12 protein-coding genes and 4 pseudogenes are annotated in these 17417 nt (G+C 57.1%); 7 read left to right on the top strand and 9 right to left on the bottom strand.

The window, feature by feature from the left end; genetic code table 11:
* Positions 1-2866 precede the first annotated feature (2866 nt).
* On the bottom strand, positions 2867-3442 hold the full coding sequence (locus tag BDK61_RS22395) for a Cdc6/Cdc18 family protein (protein WP_121304845.1): 576 nt from the start codon (positions 3440-3442) through the stop codon (positions 2867-2869).
* 44 nt (positions 3443-3486) lie between these two features.
* Here BDK61_RS22395 and BDK61_RS22390 point away from each other — a divergent pair.
* Positions 3487-4356, top strand: a pseudogene (locus BDK61_RS22390) (IS5-like element ISHma6 family transposase); the annotation flags it as partial.
* A 6-nt stretch (positions 4357-4362) separates the two neighbouring features.
* Here the strand turns inward: BDK61_RS22390 and BDK61_RS24080 are convergent.
* Positions 4363-4521 (bottom strand): annotated as a pseudogene (locus BDK61_RS24080) (IS630 family transposase); the annotation flags it as partial.
* Between the two features lie 74 nt (positions 4522-4595).
* Between BDK61_RS24080 and BDK61_RS22385 the strand changes: the two are divergent.
* From BDK61_RS22385 to BDK61_RS22375, 3 genes and pseudogenes are all read left to right on the top strand, one after another.
* Entirely contained in the window at positions 4596-4775 is a 180-nt protein-coding gene (locus BDK61_RS22385) for a division/cell wall cluster transcriptional repressor MraZ (protein WP_121304842.1), read from the top strand.
* Positions 4776-6159: 1384 nt separating this feature from the next.
* On the top strand, positions 6160-6396 hold the full coding sequence (locus BDK61_RS24440) for a hypothetical protein (protein ID WP_121304888.1): 237 nt from the start codon (positions 6160-6162) through the stop codon (positions 6394-6396).
* 559 nt (positions 6397-6955) lie between these two features.
* Positions 6956-7279: pseudogene (locus tag BDK61_RS22375) on the top strand (IS6 family transposase); the annotation flags it as partial.
* A 73-nt stretch (positions 7280-7352) separates the two neighbouring features.
* Here the strand turns inward: BDK61_RS22375 and BDK61_RS22370 are convergent.
* Together BDK61_RS22370 and BDK61_RS22365 are read right to left on the bottom strand one after the other, a co-directional pair.
* Positions 7353-7805 carry a hypothetical protein gene (locus BDK61_RS22370; protein WP_121304840.1) on the bottom strand — a complete coding sequence of 151 codons (453 nt, stop codon included), beginning with the start codon at positions 7803-7805 and terminating at the stop codon, positions 7353-7355.
* On the bottom strand, positions 7802-8398 hold the full coding sequence (locus tag BDK61_RS22365; protein ID WP_121304838.1) for a DUF7344 domain-containing protein: 597 nt from the start codon (positions 8396-8398) through the stop codon (positions 7802-7804). The genes BDK61_RS22370 and BDK61_RS22365 overlap by 4 nt, the downstream gene beginning before the upstream one ends.
* Before the next feature lie 321 nt (positions 8399-8719).
* On the opposite strand from BDK61_RS22365, the gene BDK61_RS22360 reads away from it, so the two are divergent.
* Positions 8720-9301, top strand: a complete 582-nt coding sequence (locus tag BDK61_RS22360; protein WP_121304836.1) for a DUF1102 domain-containing protein — start codon at positions 8720-8722, stop codon at positions 9299-9301.
* Positions 9302-9542: 241 nt separating this feature from the next.
* Here BDK61_RS22360 and BDK61_RS22355 read toward each other — a convergent pair.
* A pseudogene (locus BDK61_RS22355) lies at positions 9543-10115 on the bottom strand (ISH6 family transposase); the annotation flags it as partial.
* A 629-nt stretch (positions 10116-10744) separates the two neighbouring features.
* Between BDK61_RS22355 and BDK61_RS22350 the strand changes: the two are divergent.
* A complete protein-coding gene (locus BDK61_RS22350; RefSeq protein WP_007189752.1) occupies positions 10745-11128 on the top strand; it encodes a hypothetical protein in 384 nt (127 codons plus the stop codon).
* A gap of 162 nt (positions 11129-11290) precedes the next feature.
* On the top strand, positions 11291-11806 hold the full coding sequence (locus BDK61_RS22345; protein WP_011222255.1) for a type IV pilin: 516 nt from the start codon (positions 11291-11293) through the stop codon (positions 11804-11806).
* Between the two features lie 120 nt (positions 11807-11926).
* On the opposite strand, the gene BDK61_RS22340 is transcribed toward BDK61_RS22345, so the two are convergent.
* From BDK61_RS22340 to BDK61_RS22325, 4 genes are all read right to left on the bottom strand, one after another.
* Positions 11927-15331: a DUF5817 domain-containing protein gene (locus BDK61_RS22340; RefSeq protein ID WP_121304834.1), complete on the bottom strand. Its 3405-nt coding sequence runs from the start codon at positions 15329-15331 to the stop codon at positions 11927-11929.
* A gap of 437 nt (positions 15332-15768) precedes the next feature.
* Entirely contained in the window at positions 15769-16071 is a 303-nt protein-coding gene (locus tag BDK61_RS24075) for a hypothetical protein (RefSeq protein WP_004966303.1), read from the bottom strand.
* A 194-nt stretch (positions 16072-16265) separates the two neighbouring features.
* Positions 16266-16478 (bottom strand): hypothetical protein, encoded by a 213-nt coding sequence (locus BDK61_RS22330; RefSeq protein ID WP_121304830.1) that lies wholly within the window; start codon positions 16476-16478, stop codon positions 16266-16268.
* Positions 16478-16777, bottom strand: a complete 300-nt coding sequence (locus BDK61_RS22325; RefSeq protein WP_121304829.1) for a hypothetical protein — start codon at positions 16775-16777, stop codon at positions 16478-16480. The genes BDK61_RS22330 and BDK61_RS22325 overlap by 1 nt, the downstream gene beginning before the upstream one ends.
* Positions 16778-17417: the final 640 nt, after the last annotated feature.

Genomic DNA, 17417 nt, shown 5'->3' with positions numbered 1-17417 from the left:
AATGACAACTGCGCTTGCTCGAGCGAACGGAGTATACCGAATGCAAAACCAAGACATTCGATTCTCGCCTCCCACTCTCCATCTCTCCCCCTTCCCCTCTCGTTCCCTTTGTCCTCCTCTGGTCGCTGTCCCTCGTTGCGGCGGTTTCAGGTCGCGTTCTTCGTTGTCGTCGCCGCCTTCCCTCCCACCGTCGCTTCGGACTCGCCGTTCGGTTGCCGTCGACGTCGTCGTTGTTCTCGCCGCCCCCGTCGCCTCGCCGCCCCCGCAGTGTCGCTGACTCGTCGTCGACGCCGCCCCCATCCCCCACCGTCGTTTCGCTCTCGGTACAGTCACGATCGCGTCTCCCCGCACACTCATCCCTCACTGTCGCATCGCGACTACGACTCTCGACGTCGTTGACCGGGCCCACTCCCTGCTCTCGCATCGTGATCTGGCCCTCGCCTCTTGTTGTCGCCCCACCGCCGCTGTTCGTCGTCGGGTGTCGTGTCGTCTCGGTGGTCCCCCCATGTCGTCGTGCCCCGCCGGTTCGGTCTTGCTTCCAGTTCGATCGTTGGTCGCCTTCGATGCTGGTCGCTGTTCGGATCGAGGTGTCCCTCGCTGGTCGGTGTCCCTCGCTGGTCGATTCTCGCTTCCCGTCGCTCGTCGAGTTGTTGCCGCCGGGTCAGTCCTGCTGGTGGTGTCGTAGATCGAGATCCGGTGCTATCGATCAGTTGGTGATCTGTCGTCGTGTCTTGAGTCTGGTTCGCCTCTCGTTCGATGTCGGTCCTTCGAGTCAGGCTCCCCTGCTGCCTCGCAGTCGTTGTTGTCTCCCTTCGCCGCCGGCGCTGGTTGTGGCTCTTCCGTGGCCTCCTGCTGGTGGTGGTTGCTGGTCTGTCGTCGGCCCCTGTTCATCGCCTCATTTCTCCCGTCTTCTGTGCCGCTCACTCAGGGTTCCATCCACTATCATATCTCTGATAGTCTCCTCCTCGTCCGTCTCCCGTCTCCCCCACTTTCCCCCGCCTGTTTCTTGGCTCCGGCCCGAATCGTTCGCTACGCGACTATCCACTGAACTTCATCTCCCCTGAACCCTAATTGTGTGAATTCGGCTGAACTGCGACGGGGGTAGGAGGTTGCTCTATAGGGCCTCTAAAGCTATCTCTGCTTATGGCTGAACAACGACGCTCGATTTGGTGGGTGGTGTTCTAAATACGAACCCCCTGAATTCGGCCGCCGTCTGGTAATTAGCTATGATGATGAGTATAATATATATCTTTTTATACATGCCTCTGAATCGGGTGCCGTCTGGTAATTAGAAGAATGAGACGGGTGAATTAGAAGCTAATTACGAACCCCGTCTAACTCGCTCCCGTCTGGTAATTACGGAACTAATTACGGCCTTGTCGAATCCGGCTGCCGTCTGGTAATTAGCGGTGGGATGGAGCAGGCGATGATCGGGATTGAGAGGTTATTACAGACGGCCCCAATCGGGTCGCTGTCTGGTAATTACAGAACTAATTACGGCCTTGTCGAATCCGGCTGCCGTCTGGTAATTAGCGGTGAGATGGAGCAGGCGATGATCGGGATTGAGAGGTTATTACAGACGGCCCCAATCAGGTCGCTGTCTGGTAATTACCGAACTAATCACTACCCCCTGCGAATCGACTTCCGTCTGGTAATTAGTGGTGTAGACACCCACCGAAATACATAGAGTATGTGGTAAGAGTGGCGATCAGAATAACACTATCGAGCTGTTGGTCACGGTGCTGAGCCGCGTCGGTTGTGGTGCGTGCTGCGTGTGAAGGTGGTGGTGTGAATCTGCGTTCGGTTGTCGACGAACCCGCTTTCGAGATCGGTGCGGAGTAGCTCGTGTAGACGGTCGGGTGGCCGCGAGATTTCCATTTGTTAGCCTTGTATTGAGGGTCGGGGGGTCGCGCTCCATTCGTGAGCCATTTTTGTTTCGACAGTCGGGGGGTCGCGCTCCATTTATGAGTCATTTTTGCGTCGACAGTTGGGGGGTCGTTTTCCATTTCCGCGTTAGGAATCGCTGAAGCGGGGGAATTGGTAGCAGAAACTGATCGCATCTCGCTGGGTCGAAACAGCAACTCGATGATATCGCTCTCGCAAGTGTGATTCCGAGTTTGAGGGCTTCGATGGTGGCGGGCGAGTATAAGACACACTTCTTGTACCTCAACGGCCAGTGAATAGTGAGCCTGAAGAGAGTCGTCGAATAGTTTTGCGTCGAGAGTGAGACAGGCGTGGGTTAGGAGTCGTGTGGGGGACTGCTGGGCCTGGGAGGGTAATTCAGGAGTGGGTCGGCGTGGAGCGAGCCTGTTGTTTGTCTCGCTTTAGGCAGTGATCTGTTGGGGATCGTCACTGCTAGCGTCTCCGAGAGGTTGGGCTCTCGCGAGAAACAAATGGAGGGTCGGGGGTGACGACGCTGTGACTACGGCCGGCTTCCGGTGGTCGTGCGGGAGCTGCTAGTCGGTAGCTTCAGACTCGTCGGTGGTGCTGTCGGCTTCAGATGCATCTGTATTGACGACCTCGCCGTCTTGATCAAGGTCGACTCGGAAGCCGCCATCAACATGCTCGCCGCCGATGTCGTCATCCCACTCGAGAGGGTAGCGGATCGTTTCGCAGTAGTTCTGAATTTGGGTGCTATATTTCAGGTCGGCTCCGTGCTTTTTGCCGCTTCGAAGTCAGCTTCGCGAACTCCGTGGAGGAGCTTGAGGCTGGTCACTCGCACTCCGGTGTGGTCGAAATGGTAGGGAAGTTCGTGACTGAAACACGCTGTTCGAGCAACTCTGTGGAATCAACAACGTGCTACGGATGAGCGAAGTGGTGAAAACAGATGGGGAGCGCTCGCAAACCACTCTCCAAGGACTGGAGGTTAATTGAACGAGTCGAGCGTTGTCGTCTCCATCAACTCACTGATCCGGTTGTTCTCTTTGAGAACCTCCGTGACGATCTCCTCTCTGAGGTCCAGATCGTACTGGTTATAGATTCCACCAGAGAGTCCCTCGTTTCTCTGCTCCATGTGGACAAAACCATTGAGCGACAGTTGATTAAGCCGATCATGGATGGTTCGCGTTGACTTCACATCGGTGTTGATATCGTATGCGATCTTCTCGTAGACATCGTACACCGTCTGTTTCATTGCCGGCGTCTCACCATTGAGTGACAGACTGAGGAGAGCCTGGAGCACGAGTTTCGACTGAGTCGGAAGATCGCGGAGCTGGCTCCGTGTCTTCCCCCGCTCAACTTCCTCGTATGCTTCCTCAACATGCGCTTCGGTTATCGAGTCAACACCATTCTCGTCTGCGATATCGCCCGATTCCTTGAGAATGTCGAGAGCGTGACGCGCCGACCCCGTATCCTGTGCTGCCAGTGCTGCAGTCTTGGCGATGACTGGCTTGTCAACGACGCCGTCCAGAAAGGCCTTTTTCGCCCGCTGTGAGGGTGTCATAGAACAGTTACCACACCAAAGAGCAGGGTGAATGCTGAGGTGGTATGGACTCAGCGACCCTGCAGAATGAGCCTTCGGTAGAGTCGTTCTTCAATGTCGCGGAGACCGAGACGTTAGCGTTGTTTGAGCATCTCTCCTTCGAGTTTCTTGGCGAGTTCGATGTGTTCGCCCCGGCGGAGACGGGGCGAACACGAGAGCATAAACCACCAGAGATGCTGCGTGGGTTCCTCCACTGCTATTACCGTGATATCTACGGAATTCGTCCTGCTGAGCGGGAGCTTCAGAACACGGTTGTCTGGCTGAGCTGTGGCTTCGATCGACCGCCGTCAAGAGACGCGGTCGATCGGTTCCTTACTGACCTCGAACACGTCGTCGACGAAGTCTTTGACCACCTCGTCGAGCAGGCCGCCCGGCGCGGCCTGCTCGACTTGACCTACTGCATCGATTCAACCGACGTGAGGGCGATGCCCGCTGACCAAGATGCGTCGAAATGCTACGATCCAACCGATGAAGAGTACTACTACGGCTACGGCTGTACGATTGTTTCGACCGGACAAAAAATACCGATTGCAGCGGAGTTCACCGAGAGCAAACAAGCGCCAGAAGAGACGGCGATGCGCGTCACCTGTGATGCGCTCGCCGTCGCCAAGCCGATTTGGATGGTCGGTGACAGCGCCTACGACACCCTCGACTGGCACGACCACCTGCTGGCCACAGGGGTCGTGCCAGTCGCCCCGTACAATGCTAGAAACGCTGACGACCCGAAAGATATCGAATACAGGGTCGAGGACCGCATTGAGAAACACAGCGAGGATGTACAGCTGAAACAATCGATACTAAACCAGACGTACAATCGCCGCACTGGAGTGGAACGAACCAACGAATCAGTGAAGGACTGCGGCCTCGGGCGAACGTAGTGGCTAAACTAACTTATTGAGATAGTTGTCAAGGTGATTCTCGATCCACGAGGAGGCGAAGCTAAGTTGATTAGTCAGATTCCCGAACAGTTCTGTGATTTGTCTTCGATACTCGTCGCCACCTTCGACAATGAACGGCGAAGACTCCCACCCAAAGTTTTTACTATTTAATGAATTTGCTCCATCAACCTGTCCAATAGACTTATAACCGAACCAAATACATAATACTGAACAAGATGAGTGCCGACGACAACCTAACCATCTCGTTCAGTAAGGCAGTCGATGAGAAGGGCAGACTCGTCATCCCAAAAGAACACCGTCAGGCATTGACCATCGAGGGGCGGAAAGCACTCGTTGAATTCGAGGCTACAAAAGTAACCTACCTCGATGAAGACGACGGAGGTGACGGCGAATAGAGTAGCCACTCAGAATGTACGTGTTAGCCCCAAGAGGGGCTGACACGGGCCACCCGCGATTCAGCGCATATGATTGTGGAAAGGTCCTGTGCGCTAAATCGTTGGAGCGTGTGGGCCGTGTCTGCTCCTTATCGCTCCAGACTATTAGTTCTCTCCCATCGTCAGCTGAGCCTCTAATACGGAGTACTGGCCGATGAAAGCCGTAAATTCCGGCGAAACTTGGCTATTCGGTGGTGCGCAGTGAAACTCTCACTCAGGGGTCAGGACCGACTTGATGCAACTAGAGTCGATGTTAGCGACGCACCCCCATCTGATGTCTTGCATTCTATCCTGTCGTCTAGACCCTTCCAGACTACTCTCACTGATGCAGTTCGGCAACTACTTGCAGGAACATCGAAGCGTGAGTGGACGTCGACGCTTCGCGACGCTGGGGTGACTGCTCGCGACGGTCGATACGCACAGCTGGTGGGTTGGCTTGACGCCGCCAGAGAACCCGATGCCGCCCCTGACCGAACACCGCCGGAAAGCGTGGCACACGAAAACGCACTCCGATACACTGCTGCTCTTGGACAAGGCCAAGTTGCTCCTGTCTGGGCCGACTACCCGACGCTCGATGAAGCAATAGACTCCGATCTTGCTGACGGACCACTCGCCATCCTTGCTGCTGCTGACCAGACACCTACTATTGCAGCCCATATCGACAAGACTGACTTTGCAGAGCAACCCCGACAGCAGCGCGAGAATACGTTCAGACTGCTCTCTGTCCTCGACACGCAGTGTGATGTATATCTACTCTGTACAGGCCGCACGGCCTGCTGGCTGGCCAACACGCATCGCTCTGACCTGCCGTTGGACTTTGACGACTACCTAAATACTACCCATGACAGCGATCACCCGGCTGAGAAGGTTGTTGACGACGCTCTCAGTGCGCTTGACCCCGAGGGTGGACCCGTCCAACTCTTGCGGGCGTTAAGCGATGAGCCGACAGAAACGGTCCCACAGGCGTCCCTACCCGAAATGCTTCGTCGCGACAGTTCAACGGTAAGCCAGTATCTCAGTACCCTCAAAGAGCTTGGACTGGTTGACTGCTACTCAGTTGGTGCCGGCAATCATATTTCGCTCCGTGATAGCGGTTCGGAAGTGTTAGCCCGTCTCGATGCTGAAGTCTGCCGCCAATCTGAAATCGATTCGCTGTTTGGCGGTACCGGAAAGTCTCGCAAGAGGCCGTGTAATCCCGCGCCTGAGAGGGAGGGGGAGGGACCGCCTGGACAGCACCCGCCAGCCGCCGCCGGCACCGCTGCCGCCTCCGCAGACGATTCCGCCACCGCTCCGTATCGCACACGCTTCCTTGACCGCACAACTAACGAAATCGTACTAGCAACTACTGTCATCGGGCCTTGCTGCCTTTCTATTTTTCCTCACAGATTCGGAGCCTGGTCGAACGAACGAGCTCTACGACCGCTACAAAAAATTCTGCGAAACTGTTGGCACAGAGCCCCGCTCAAACAAGCGGTTCCAAGATTTCCTTAACGTTCATGAAAGAGCCTACCGCAGAACCGTCTCTTATACGATAACTAATGTTTTCACACACACCCCCCACTTACGAAATGTTCTGACCTAAGTTAGACGGGGCAGAAAAGCTCGCTAGGTGGGCTGGTCAGTCATGAAACCCAGCTAGAGTGCCTGTTACACCAGAATATGGGAGGAGCGGTCAAGATCAGCCACTAGTGCGGTGTAGCGGCGGCGTTTCCTTGCCACTACACGCAGTAGTTGCAGTGTGAATACTGTTGCCGTGCCTGCTGTTTAAGCTTTTCCACTAGAAAAGGTTAATCTGGAAACAGCACTTTCAGCACTCCTACTCGGAGATTACCGCTTTTATCGTGTTTTCAGGACCTCTGCTAGGGGGGCCACCCACTCTACAATCTCGGAAAACATTTCGCAAGTGGGGTGTGTGTGTGGCCGACGATTCTATTTGGTTTATATCGATATTTTGATATACATTCTTCCCTTCGCGTTTAACCCTATTACATTTCTCACGGGGATGGTGAGAAATACGCGATCTTGATCAAATGTATCCGTTTACCCGGCGGCTTGAACAACTGGTACGGCGTGAGCCCGTGAGATCATTTCGTTGTCTCAGACGACTCGCTTGAGTTCCTCATATGGATTGCGTCCCTGCTGGCCCAGACCCCGCGGCGGCGTTCCTGCATCGACTCACTCAGAAACACGATGTCGCCGAGTCGGTGTTTCTTGTTGATGCTGGCGGCTATCTGACTGCCCTCTCACGTCACGATTTGAGCGGTCAGCTCGACTATCGAATTCGGAACCACATCGAAAAGTGGTTCCAGACTGTGACCGTGCGAATCGACCGCTCCCATTCTTTCTGGAGGGGCAGTCAATCCAGCGCGAAACAGTGGTTACGACGCTTCAGACACCACTACAACCACGCACGACCGAACCAAGCACTCGACGGGAAAACGCCAGCCGAGGTCATCCAGAACTAGACAGTGCCAAATTCAAAGTCAACCACAGGTTCGGAACTAACTGATAAAGCCAGAACGAGCTCTGGTGAGCAGGTCAGACGCACTGCGCGTTCATGTCTCGCGGTAGCTTGACACTGGTTCCACCACCTGACGCGCTGAGGGCGACGGTGAGCATCTCCGCCGTCGTCGCGTTCGCACACTCAACCGTCGCCACCACGCTACCCCGTTCGCCACTATTGAGCGACTTGGGAGCGTCGACGGCCGTGACGTTCAATCGCTGGTTGTCCTCGGCACCGGTTACCACTACATCGAGGTCGACGGAATGGTCGAACCGGTTCTCGACAGTCAGCAGCGTCACGTTCTCTGTCGCGTTGCGTTCGACTTCGACCGATTGCACGTCGATGCCCACGAACGCATCCTCGTCGTCTGCCACGGCCACTTCGATCGAGCGCCCGGCTGACATACTGGTCACCGCCCCAGTCTGTGCGACGAGCGTCATCGAAAGGGCCAGCGCACAGAGCGCGACCGATACGGAGCCGAGGTTCACCTGTCGCTCACCTCCGGCGGCTTGTCGGTCCCACCGAGGCGCAGCCGCGAATACGTGACGTACGTGTGGACGACAGCAGAGACCAGCAGCGTCACCACGAGAAACGCCGCACAGGAAGCGTCGGGAACCGACGCCAGCGGCCAGAGGTCCGCCCACGCCGCCACCAGCATTGCAATCCCAACCCCCGAGAGACCCAGATAGTAGAGGCTCCACGGGATGTCGGCCCCCGGAACCACGTCGAGGTACACCTCCAGGTCGGCGACGGCCTCGTCCAGTTCAACCGTCTCCCGCGTCGCGTCGTAGTCCACGAACCCCCTGTCGTCCATCTTCGGGAGGTGGTGCTGGTGCAGCGCCGTCTTCACGCGCTTGGTCTCGCCAGACGAGAGGTAGTGGATGGACTTATTGTTCTCCCACGCTGCCACCTGTTCGGCCAGCTCCCTGAGGTACACCCGCCGGTCCTGTTGCTTCAGATAGTGGAACACGTACCGCCGTCGTCTGTTGCTGAGGACTTCGAACACCGCTTCTTCCGTCGGTATCTGATTCCGGTCCTGTCCTCCGCCGCCTTGGGAAGAATCTACTAAGGTTTCGCTCATACATACTGCCACCACGCAGTTCCCGCAGACTGGTCATTGTTACCCCATAGTATAGTTATTGAATTTGTAATTATCAGTAAGTTGACTCTATTACCCTACTGGGACCCACAGTTCTGTGGCCCTGATGAGTAAGGTCTGATTACAGCCCTGCAAACACTGTTTACATGCCGCAAGCGATGATTGCGGCGGTACAATCGGTCTTTGCAGTGTGGCCGGCGTGTATACCAAAGTGGTGATAGGTTATGTCCACAAGTGAGCGCACCCCGGACATGGTGTCGGTGACGTGACTGGTCGAACGGGTGTGCATACGGAGACAATACAATGCAACGACGCAAATTCCTCGTCGGTATGGGATCGCTCGCCGCCGGCTCAGCGGCTGCAATGGGTACTGGTGCGTTCGCTAGTGTTGAGGCGACTCGTACCGTTGGTGTCAATGTGGCAGGTGACAAATCCGCCTACCTCGGTCTGACGGAGACCTCACCGTACGCGGAACACAACGGGAAACAACTCGTTCTGGACTTCAGTGACAACAATAACGGTGGCAGCGGTATCAACGCTGACTCGGTCACGACTTTTGATGGCGTTTTCCGGATGACTAACAACGGTCCGAACGATCTCGATATTACTATCGATAAATCCGGATTGGCGAACCCAGACAAATGGTTCTTTGTCCCGAAAGAAGTGTACGAAGAGTACAGTGGTTCCTACCCCGAAGATAGCTTCTACCCGAGTTGGGACGACTTCGGCGGATACGAAACTACCAACGCAAGTGGAGGCGGTCTCGACTCGGGTAACTCTACGCTAGTTGGTGTGGCGATTGACGCGCGGGACAGGGCCAGTCTACCAGGTGGCGAAATCAGATTCGCCGTCACGGATACGGATGGGCCGTACGGAAGCGGATAACACCTTGAGTACCTGACACTCAGATGTAACGTCCTCCTCACTTTCTGTCGCACCAAATGAGTCGACAAATCTAGTCTCTCAAGCTACTGATGAAGTTTTCATTATTGACGCATACGCCAATGAGGAGGTTATCTGGTATCTGAAAGAGACATCTGAGGATGTCCGAAAACGTATCCTCACACAAGGAAAAAGAAAAACTTGAGTAATGCATCTAAAAAATTCGGTCGCGTCGGAAAACCGTTCAGACTTCACCTCCATTCGCTGTGACTGACACGCTACATCGTATCTTTCCGTGAGTTGACCGTTGGAGAAACTCATCGAAGAACTCGTGGTAGTAGTCGGGATTAGCGTATTTCGTCAGAGACAACTGCAACAGCGCATCTAACCCTTCTTCGCTCCACTGCATCCAGTCACGCTTGCATCGCTTGGCTACCTCCCCCATTGCTCGTTCGACAGGGTTCGAGGTCCACGGCACCTCGAACCCGTCTGTCGCATCCTCAGCAAACGTCACCATCGAGTCCAGACCACGCCGAAGATACGATGCTGCTTTCGGCGAAGAGAGTTGCTCTAACTGCCATGCTGTCTTCTCTATCCGCTCTTTCGTTCGGGCGATCCGCTTGCGGATCGCCGAATACTCCTCCCGCGGACGATGCTTCTCGACAGAGTTCTTGAGGTGGAACAACTCTCCAGCGACCTCCGAAATGATCTCTTTACGATCCTCCAGTGAAAGTACTCCGTCGTCCCACAGCTTGTACCCAAGTGTGCGCGGAACGTGAGACAAATCGAGTTGGTGATCCCAGTTTTCCGGCGAGAACAACCAAGGCTACCCAAGGGGCGAGCCAACGGTCGACAGACGGAGCTTCAAAATAGCAGAAATGTGCTGGTATATCAGTTGGTATGAATGCAGCGAATCTATTCCTGAGCGCAGTGGTCCGGACTGGGATTGGTCAGCCATCATCGAAATCAAAAGTAGAATAAGGTATTTTCGGGCAGATCCAATAACCCCGAATATGGTAACGGTTAGGAAATACAAATGTCCTGACTGTGGATACACACGAACTGGGACTGTACACACTTCCGACGACTGTTATGGTGACATAATCAAGGTCGGGGACACGTGGCGGTGTGAGGTCTGCGGAACCGCTCCTACCGGGACTCTTAGTTGCGTCAAATGTGGGACAACGATCCCAGCAAGTAACAAATACGAAGTTGAACAGTAGGCAAGCCTATCGCTCACCTATTCCACCGTCTCTGGTAGATAAAAACCAGACGCACAACAACTGGTAAGAGGTCTCAACGTCTGACTTAGATATTATATCTACTAGTACGCTGTCAAATAGAGTCGATATTCTAAATGCCGTAAATATACAATTTTAGCGCATCTAACAGCCATTGACTAATTCGGTCGATACGTTTATCCTAGTTACTCGGTAAGTATCTGGCATGGCCAACACTATGGCTGCGGGCCGGAGTGTGATCAAGCGCGGCGGGACGTCTCTGTACCTGGGCATCAAGAGAGAGTGGCTGGCTGCGGCCGGGACTGAACCTGAGGGGGTCTTCCGGCTCGGCCTCCGTGATATCGAGGATTCGTCGATGACGGTGCGACTCCACATCGACCAGGACTATTGTGAAACGACACTGGGGCCGGGCGCATACGATATCGATATCGTCGACATCCAGACCGGCCTCCAGTGGTGCTTACCAGCCGATATCAGAAACAAGTACGGCATCACCAACCAATTCGTCTGGAACGCTGAGTTCACCGGTGAGCATATTGATTACGAGCTGGTCTCGCCGACGATTCAAGAGCAATATCAGCTTAGCTGAATCTGGCGGCACCCTTAACAGCAGCTACCAATGGCAGGCTGAACAGGGAAGGTGAACGCGCAGATGGTGCAAAAGAGGAGGCAGTGATTTATTTTGAGAGGGAACAACAGTGAGCCTGTGGAAGAAAAGCGAGCTGTTTCACCCGTTATTTCCGTTATTCTGATGGTCGCAATTGCAGTCATACTAGCCGCAACGATTGCCACGTTCGTACTTGGATTCGCAGAGGATGTCGATAATCCTGCGCCATCGGTCGGTCAGACAAGTGGTGAATTTGTTGCTGGCGGCGATCGTGACCAGCAGGTTGTTCGGATCACACACGTTGCCGGTGACAGCGTGGCCGTCGAGAACATCGAGATCATTGTTCGTGCGTCTGGCCCTGGTGTGGATACCGAGGCGCGGTTAGTGGATCTGCCGAGTACAGCTTCATCCAAGCTGTTGAATGAGAATATCGATGGAAACGATGACTTGATCGATCAGAGGTCGGGATCAACCAAGCTCATCGCTGATGATGGGACGGATGTCTGGTCGGCAGGAGAAACGATTGAATTCAGGGTGAATAGCGGGACAGCTGATTTCCGTGACGGTGAGACACCAGCAGCCAACGAGCTTGAAGTCGATATCGTCTATGTAGATAGCGAATCAAGCGCCACTCTGTTTGAGGAAACGTTTCGCCCATAATTAAGATATGTTGACCCATAAAGCCGGCAGCCGAAGGATACACGTGCTGCCCCCAGCACGATCGCTGACACGTCTCACTGCTTGTGGAAGTTATATACGCATTCAACGGACAGTCGTCAGTTAGTCATCGGCGGCAGTCTGAGTAATCGATACCTGAGCGGTGTCGTGAGTCACCGACGGCGGCCCGATTCGAACCCCTGAGTGGTCCGAGTAAGATAGCTCTGAGTCCGCAGCATGCGATGTGGTAGTTGCCTCGTGGCAATCGCTACAGAACGCCTCCAGGATGGGCCGCCATCGCGAGAGTCCCAGCTCGTCGAGAAGCTCCTTGTAGTCGAGATATCCGAGCTCGGCGTATTCATCCGGCGGGATGTCCAGCAGCCCAGAGTCATAGACTGGGCCCAGCAGGATGTGCGACGGATGGCCGGCCGGTGATCCCGGGTACGGAGTGTCGTCGTGGTACGGCTCGCTCACCGATGACGTCGACGACCACCACGGCTCCAGGTGTGCGACGAAGCCCTCGCCGGTATCTTCCACGAGGAAGAACGCCCGCAGCGTCTTGTGATGGCGGTTATAGGAACTCTCTGAAGTAATCTCGATGAGGTCCTGCCGGTCGAGTGGCTCGGTGCTCGCGAACAGTGCCGAGAGCATCCGTCGGGCTGCCGGCGGCAGCGTTGGGAAGATCGCTGCGCTGGGGAGCGTGGCCAGCGCGGTCTCGACGGCGTCGATATCGAGGCGGTCAGAGACGCTGTCACGCGATTCGAGGCTGTCGAGAGCATCTGCCACGAGGCAGGGGTCCGGGCCACGGTCGGTCGTCGCGAGCGCTGCTTCCAGACAGCGGGTGAGTCGGTCGAGATCCGCACGATTGCCGTCATAGAACCCCTTGCGGTCGGCAATCTCCCGGACGAGCCCCCGGATATGGCCGTGGGAATTGGCTTCCACCATCGGGATATCGAGGATGGCGGCGTCTTCGACGCCGGCGTCGACGCGATCGCGAAGGCGAGTCGCTTCCTCGTCGACGGCCTCCTGGACGTCTGGCAAGAGGTCGGAGACGCCAGGGCCGGTGAAGACCCACGACGCCAGTAGGTCAGCAACGGGATCGGTGTCGTCGATATCGTATTCGGACCGCGCCCGGAGTTTCTGTGGGCGGTCCTCGATACACATCCGATACCAGCTGTGGACGCCGTAGTCGTCGCGATAGCCGGCCTGTTTGGTGATCGTGTAGCGAACAAAATCGAGGAACTTCTCGTATTGATTCTCGTTACGCCGGAGCGCATCGGGATCGGGCAGTCGGATGTTGATGGTTACGTCGAGGCCGGCGGCGTCGTAGACGTTCATCGCGCTACAGAGCAGCCCGTGGAGGTCTCGCATCAGCTGGGCCTGCAGGCCGGAGTCGAGGTCGCCGAAGTCCCCAACTTGCGAGAGGAGCATGGACCGCACTGCGCCGATCCGTTCGCGCCAGTTGTCCAGATCTTCGAGTTCGTCACTGGAAAGCCAGCCGATTTGTTTGGCCTGAATGAGGACATCGTGGAGATCGTTTTCGAACGTTTCGACGCCGTCGTGGGCCCGGTTCCACTGTTTCCCCAGTGCATCCGTATTTAATGCCTTACTGAGCATCCGATTGCTGAATAAGGCTCCACACAGACGTCCCAGTGTTACGACGGGGCCGCCCCACTGTAGGATGACAAGCGCTTCGTCATCAAACGTCGAGATGTAGGACACGCGACCGTCGCCGTCGGGTGCGTCATCGTCGTCCGTCCAGTCGAGGATGTCCCCGTCGGCGAAGGTGACGCCGTCAACGCGTTTCGCGGCGGAAAACCGGCGGTGAAGAACCGGCGGTTCGACCTCGCGAGGACCAGTGCGGTCGCCGAGCCACTGGACATAGCCAGACTCAGGCGCGGAGCCGGTCGCGGCAAGCCACCGTTCGGCGGGGGGGTACCGGTCGCGCTTCTGGGCGGATACACTACACTTACGAGACCGTGAGGGGTGTCCGTAAGACGCCCCCGACAGCCGGGATTGGGACGGGTGGACAGGGTTACCCTCTCGGTCGACATACTGCTGTGCTGCTTCGCCGAGAGCGGTCAGCGAGACCTGATTCGAGGCGTGTGAGCGATCCACCGTGATGATGTCCTCGGCTTCGAGGAACGACACGTAGCGGTCGATGCTGCCGTCTGCATAGGCGATTGCGTCGTCTCGCTTGATAGCGCGAACGGAGCGCTCACCGTCAGTATCGAGATGTGCCAGCACAGTCAGCGGGCCTGTCTGGGACCGGTTGGTATCGACCCAGCCCCAGGCTTGCTCGTCCAGCTGGCCCTCGTCTGAGTCCTCGTCGACGTCCCCACCACGCCGGGAGGAGTATCCGGCCTCAGTAAGGAACGAGAAGCGCTCAGCCCATGCCGGGATGTCCGCTTCGTCATCGGCGTCGAGCGCCCGCAGCGTCAGCCGACGCACTCGCTGCCGGACTCCAGGCGACATCTGGAGGCGCACATCCAGAGCGTCGGCAAGGACATCCAACACCCGAAGGGCGCGTTTCACAGTCTCTCGGTCGGCTGCCGTCCAGGCCTCTCCGTCGAGAACGAACGTGACTGGCAGTGGCGTCTCGCGTTCAGCGTGCAGGGCGACTAACGAGTGTCGGAGTGCGTCGACGCCAGCGTTGAACGGCCCACGACTCGTGCCAGTAGTGGTGAGCGTTCGTTGAATCCGCTCGAATTGCTCGGTGCCTTTGAACCCGCGCTGGGCCCGATAACACTCGTTGTCCCACAGGAGCGCGTAGCGGGCCGCCGCGTCGAGGTAGGCGCGTGCCTCCTCGATAGCCCCGACAGAAGCGTCGGCCGCCTCGAGGCCAGCGACCTCTCCGGCGAGAACCTCTTGGACGAAGCGGGGCACCTCGTAGTTCGTCTGGCGCGGGTCCGAGGGGTCGGGTCCCCCTTCATGGAGAACTGCGAGGTCCTGGACACAGCGTGCCGTCATCGGGATGAGGTCCGCAAGGAGATCACCGAGCCACTCGGAGCTTTGTGGCGCCACATCATGGTAGGTGAGTCCGGTGATCGAGAGCTGACCCCGAGGGTCCAGTAGAGCAATTCCCGGTTCCTCCGCAGCGTCTGGATAGGCAGACCCGCGGAGCTGTGGTCTGTTCGCCACGTCGACGTCTACGTCGGGCCCGGAGTCCGGACGGGTTATCGATGAATCAGACGTCGTCGACGTTGACGAAGACTCACCGCAGAGGTTATCGACGAGATCGTCGTCAAGACCCATCCCGTCGAGATACTCTCGATCGTCGATGACTGGGTCGTCAGTAGCCTGGTCCCAGTACGCACGTAGGTCAGCATCCGACTCATCGCGGCGTGATGCAAGGATAGCCGACCGTCGCTGCGCTGCGACCTCCCTGTCAGCAGCCGACGCGAGTGAACGGAGGTGCTCCCGGCTGTGAGTCCGGCCACAGGTTGGACAGCAGGCTTTCGAGTCCCCTGACTCGTCGATGATCCAGAGTGCCGAACAGTCTGAACAGCCGACGACGTGGAACGTCATGGCATCCCTCCTGGGAACCCTCTCTGGGTGGAGTTTCGCCCAGTGGAGAGCGACAGCTCTCCCCGTGGCGCTCCCGAGAGGGGCTGAAGCGTACCGGTCAGTGTGTAGTCTGCGGCGTACATCTTCGTATCAGCGGCTCACGACGGTCTAGCGGCTCTCTGACGACACGAACAGACCCAAACAAGAGCGCAGAGATGGCTCTCGCTGTTCGGGCACAACGCTTATTCTATCCCGGTCAGAAACAGTAGGTGAGAACTGTTGGTTCGTCACCTTCTCAGCCGAGGTCGGTGGTACGACCCCGGCATCCCGTTCCTCACCGATTAGCGGTGAGTGTCTTCTCTGTGCTTGATGTTGAATCGGTTTGGTCGGCTGTGTGTTAAATACGTCGGCTATTGCAACAGGTCGCGTCAGACGCGCGTCTGACGGGTTATAGGCCCTCATTGGGCCACCTCCGCGCTGGCCTGCATCCGCAGGCGTTCAGTCGCACTCTCGCTGCGGGCGTGTTCCTCAAGGACGATCACGTCGATCACGTCGCCCGATCGAGGCCACGCCTCCACGACAGCGACGAGATCGCCGTCGACGACGGTCGACCGGTTGACGGCGCCGTAGAGATCACGGATGAGTGCCCGCGGCGATGCAAGTGCCTCTTTGGCGTTGCCTTCGTCGTCAGGGTGCCATTCAAGAATCGAGCCCTGTTGGTTGCGACGAGCACGAACCCGGAGGCGAACTGGCTCAGTCATCCATCTCTTCATCTTGGGCCTCATCCTCGTCGAAGACGATCCGCTCACGCCGGGCGAAGCGCTGCTCGATATCGGGCCATCCTCAGTCTTAGGCTTACGAGCTGGCTCACCCACGGCGGCGACCGCGTCGGCGTCGAGCCAGCGGTTCTCGAGTGATCGGCGACCGTCGACGCCGTCGTGAGTGCCACGCCCCGTCATCGTTCGACCACCGCCCGGCGTTCGATGACGACATCATGCGCGTAGTCACCGCGGCGGTACTGGTCGTAGTAGTTCTCGACAGTGGGGAACTCGGTCGTCCACTCGGTGTAGTGTTCGAGATCACCGACCATGTAGCGGAGTCCCCACTGATCGGTTTCTGTGGTCGCTGTGTCGGTCGCAGTACCCGGCGAGGGGTCAGCGCGGGCCATTAGGCATCCCCTCCTTCGAAGGGGTCGGGACGGCTGCTATCGCGTTCAACTAGCGCACAATCTGTGAGCGGAACGGTGAACGACAGCAACTCGTCAGCGCGCTCGACGGCGGTGGCCAGCTCCCGGCGTGTAGCCGTGTCGGGTTCGGACGCCCGCAACCGCTGGAGTGGTTCTGTTGCGAGGTCGGCCAGCAACACGCCTGTGACGTGCTCGTCAGTCTGTCGACAGACCAGCAACAGCGGTTCACTGTCGGTGGTCGTGATGGCGACGATCTCGCCAGCAGTTGGGCGAGTAGTCATTGGCCGACCTCCGGCTGAGATGGGTGCCCGATGTGTTGCTGGCAGCGTCGACCCGACCCGCGGTGTGATAATTGTCGGCCAAAATGACTTTTACAGATTGTGACCAATCGAACGGATAGGTTCCGAAGTCCAGCTTGCTGGTCAGTACGCCTTCTCGATGGGCTTGGCCGGACTAGGTTCGGAACCAGTCGGTGCAGGCGACGACGCCGAATGGTGGCCGACGCGCTCGCTACACTGAACGCGCCCCCCGGCCGGCCACCATTCCGCCGCCGACCGAATACTGTCGTTGCTGTTGGATTTCTTGCTGTGTCTGTGCGACTGTTGGCACATAGCGTGTCCAGCGTGTGTGTTTGGAGCTGGACAATCTGGAATGTATCCGATGACATAGCGTAAGTGTTTTGTCTGGTGAATGTCTTTCTATACAATGGGTTCTGGTCTCCGCTACGGATCCCCCTGATAGCCAGTTGCGCTACCGCGAGCTTCGGGTCCAGAACCCGTCGTCGTGGATGACGACTTCGAATGGTGCACACGCCACTTCCCCCCACATACCCACTTCCTTCCGGCTGCCCACCATTCTCATTCCGTGGCTGTCCTTGATGGCGAGACGACAGTCTACGGGACGGCGACATCGCTGATCGCT

The organism is Haloarcula quadrata (assembly GCF_003634715.1).
Taxonomy (GTDB): domain Archaea; phylum Halobacteriota; class Halobacteria; order Halobacteriales; family Haloarculaceae; genus Haloarcula; species Haloarcula marismortui.
Note: the sequence above shows the minus strand (reverse complement) of the source record. Positions and strands in the feature narration are given on the sequence as shown.

What these genes read in the sequence shown, in the direction of transcription:
- BDK61_RS24075 (WP_004966303.1), bottom strand. Translation starts at nt 16,071, where the DNA reads ATGACTGAGCCAGTTCGCCTCCGGGTTCGTGCTCGTCGCAACCAACAG.
- BDK61_RS22350 (WP_007189752.1), top strand. Translation starts at nt 10,745, where the DNA reads ATGGCCAACACTATGGCTGCGGGCCGGAGTGTGATCAAGCGCGGCGGG.
- BDK61_RS22395 (WP_121304845.1), bottom strand. Translation starts at nt 3,442, where the DNA reads ATGACACCCTCACAGCGGGCGAAAAAGGCCTTTCTGGACGGCGTCGTT.
- BDK61_RS22385 (WP_121304842.1), top strand. Translation starts at nt 4,596, where the DNA reads ATGAGTGCCGACGACAACCTAACCATCTCGTTCAGTAAGGCAGTCGAT.
- BDK61_RS22345 (WP_011222255.1), top strand. Translation starts at nt 11,291, where the DNA reads ATGGTCGCAATTGCAGTCATACTAGCCGCAACGATTGCCACGTTCGTA.
- BDK61_RS22325 (WP_121304829.1), bottom strand. Translation starts at nt 16,777, where the DNA reads ATGACTACTCGCCCAACTGCTGGCGAGATCGTCGCCATCACGACCACC.
- BDK61_RS22365 (WP_121304838.1), bottom strand. Translation starts at nt 8,398, where the DNA reads ATGAGCGAAACCTTAGTAGATTCTTCCCAAGGCGGCGGAGGACAGGAC.
- BDK61_RS22360 (WP_121304836.1), top strand. Translation starts at nt 8,720, where the DNA reads ATGCAACGACGCAAATTCCTCGTCGGTATGGGATCGCTCGCCGCCGGC.
- BDK61_RS22330 (WP_121304830.1), bottom strand. Translation starts at nt 16,478, where the DNA reads ATGGCCCGCGCTGACCCCTCGCCGGGTACTGCGACCGACACAGCGACC.
- BDK61_RS22340 (WP_121304834.1), bottom strand. Translation starts at nt 15,331, where the DNA reads ATGACGTTCCACGTCGTCGGCTGTTCAGACTGTTCGGCACTCTGGATC.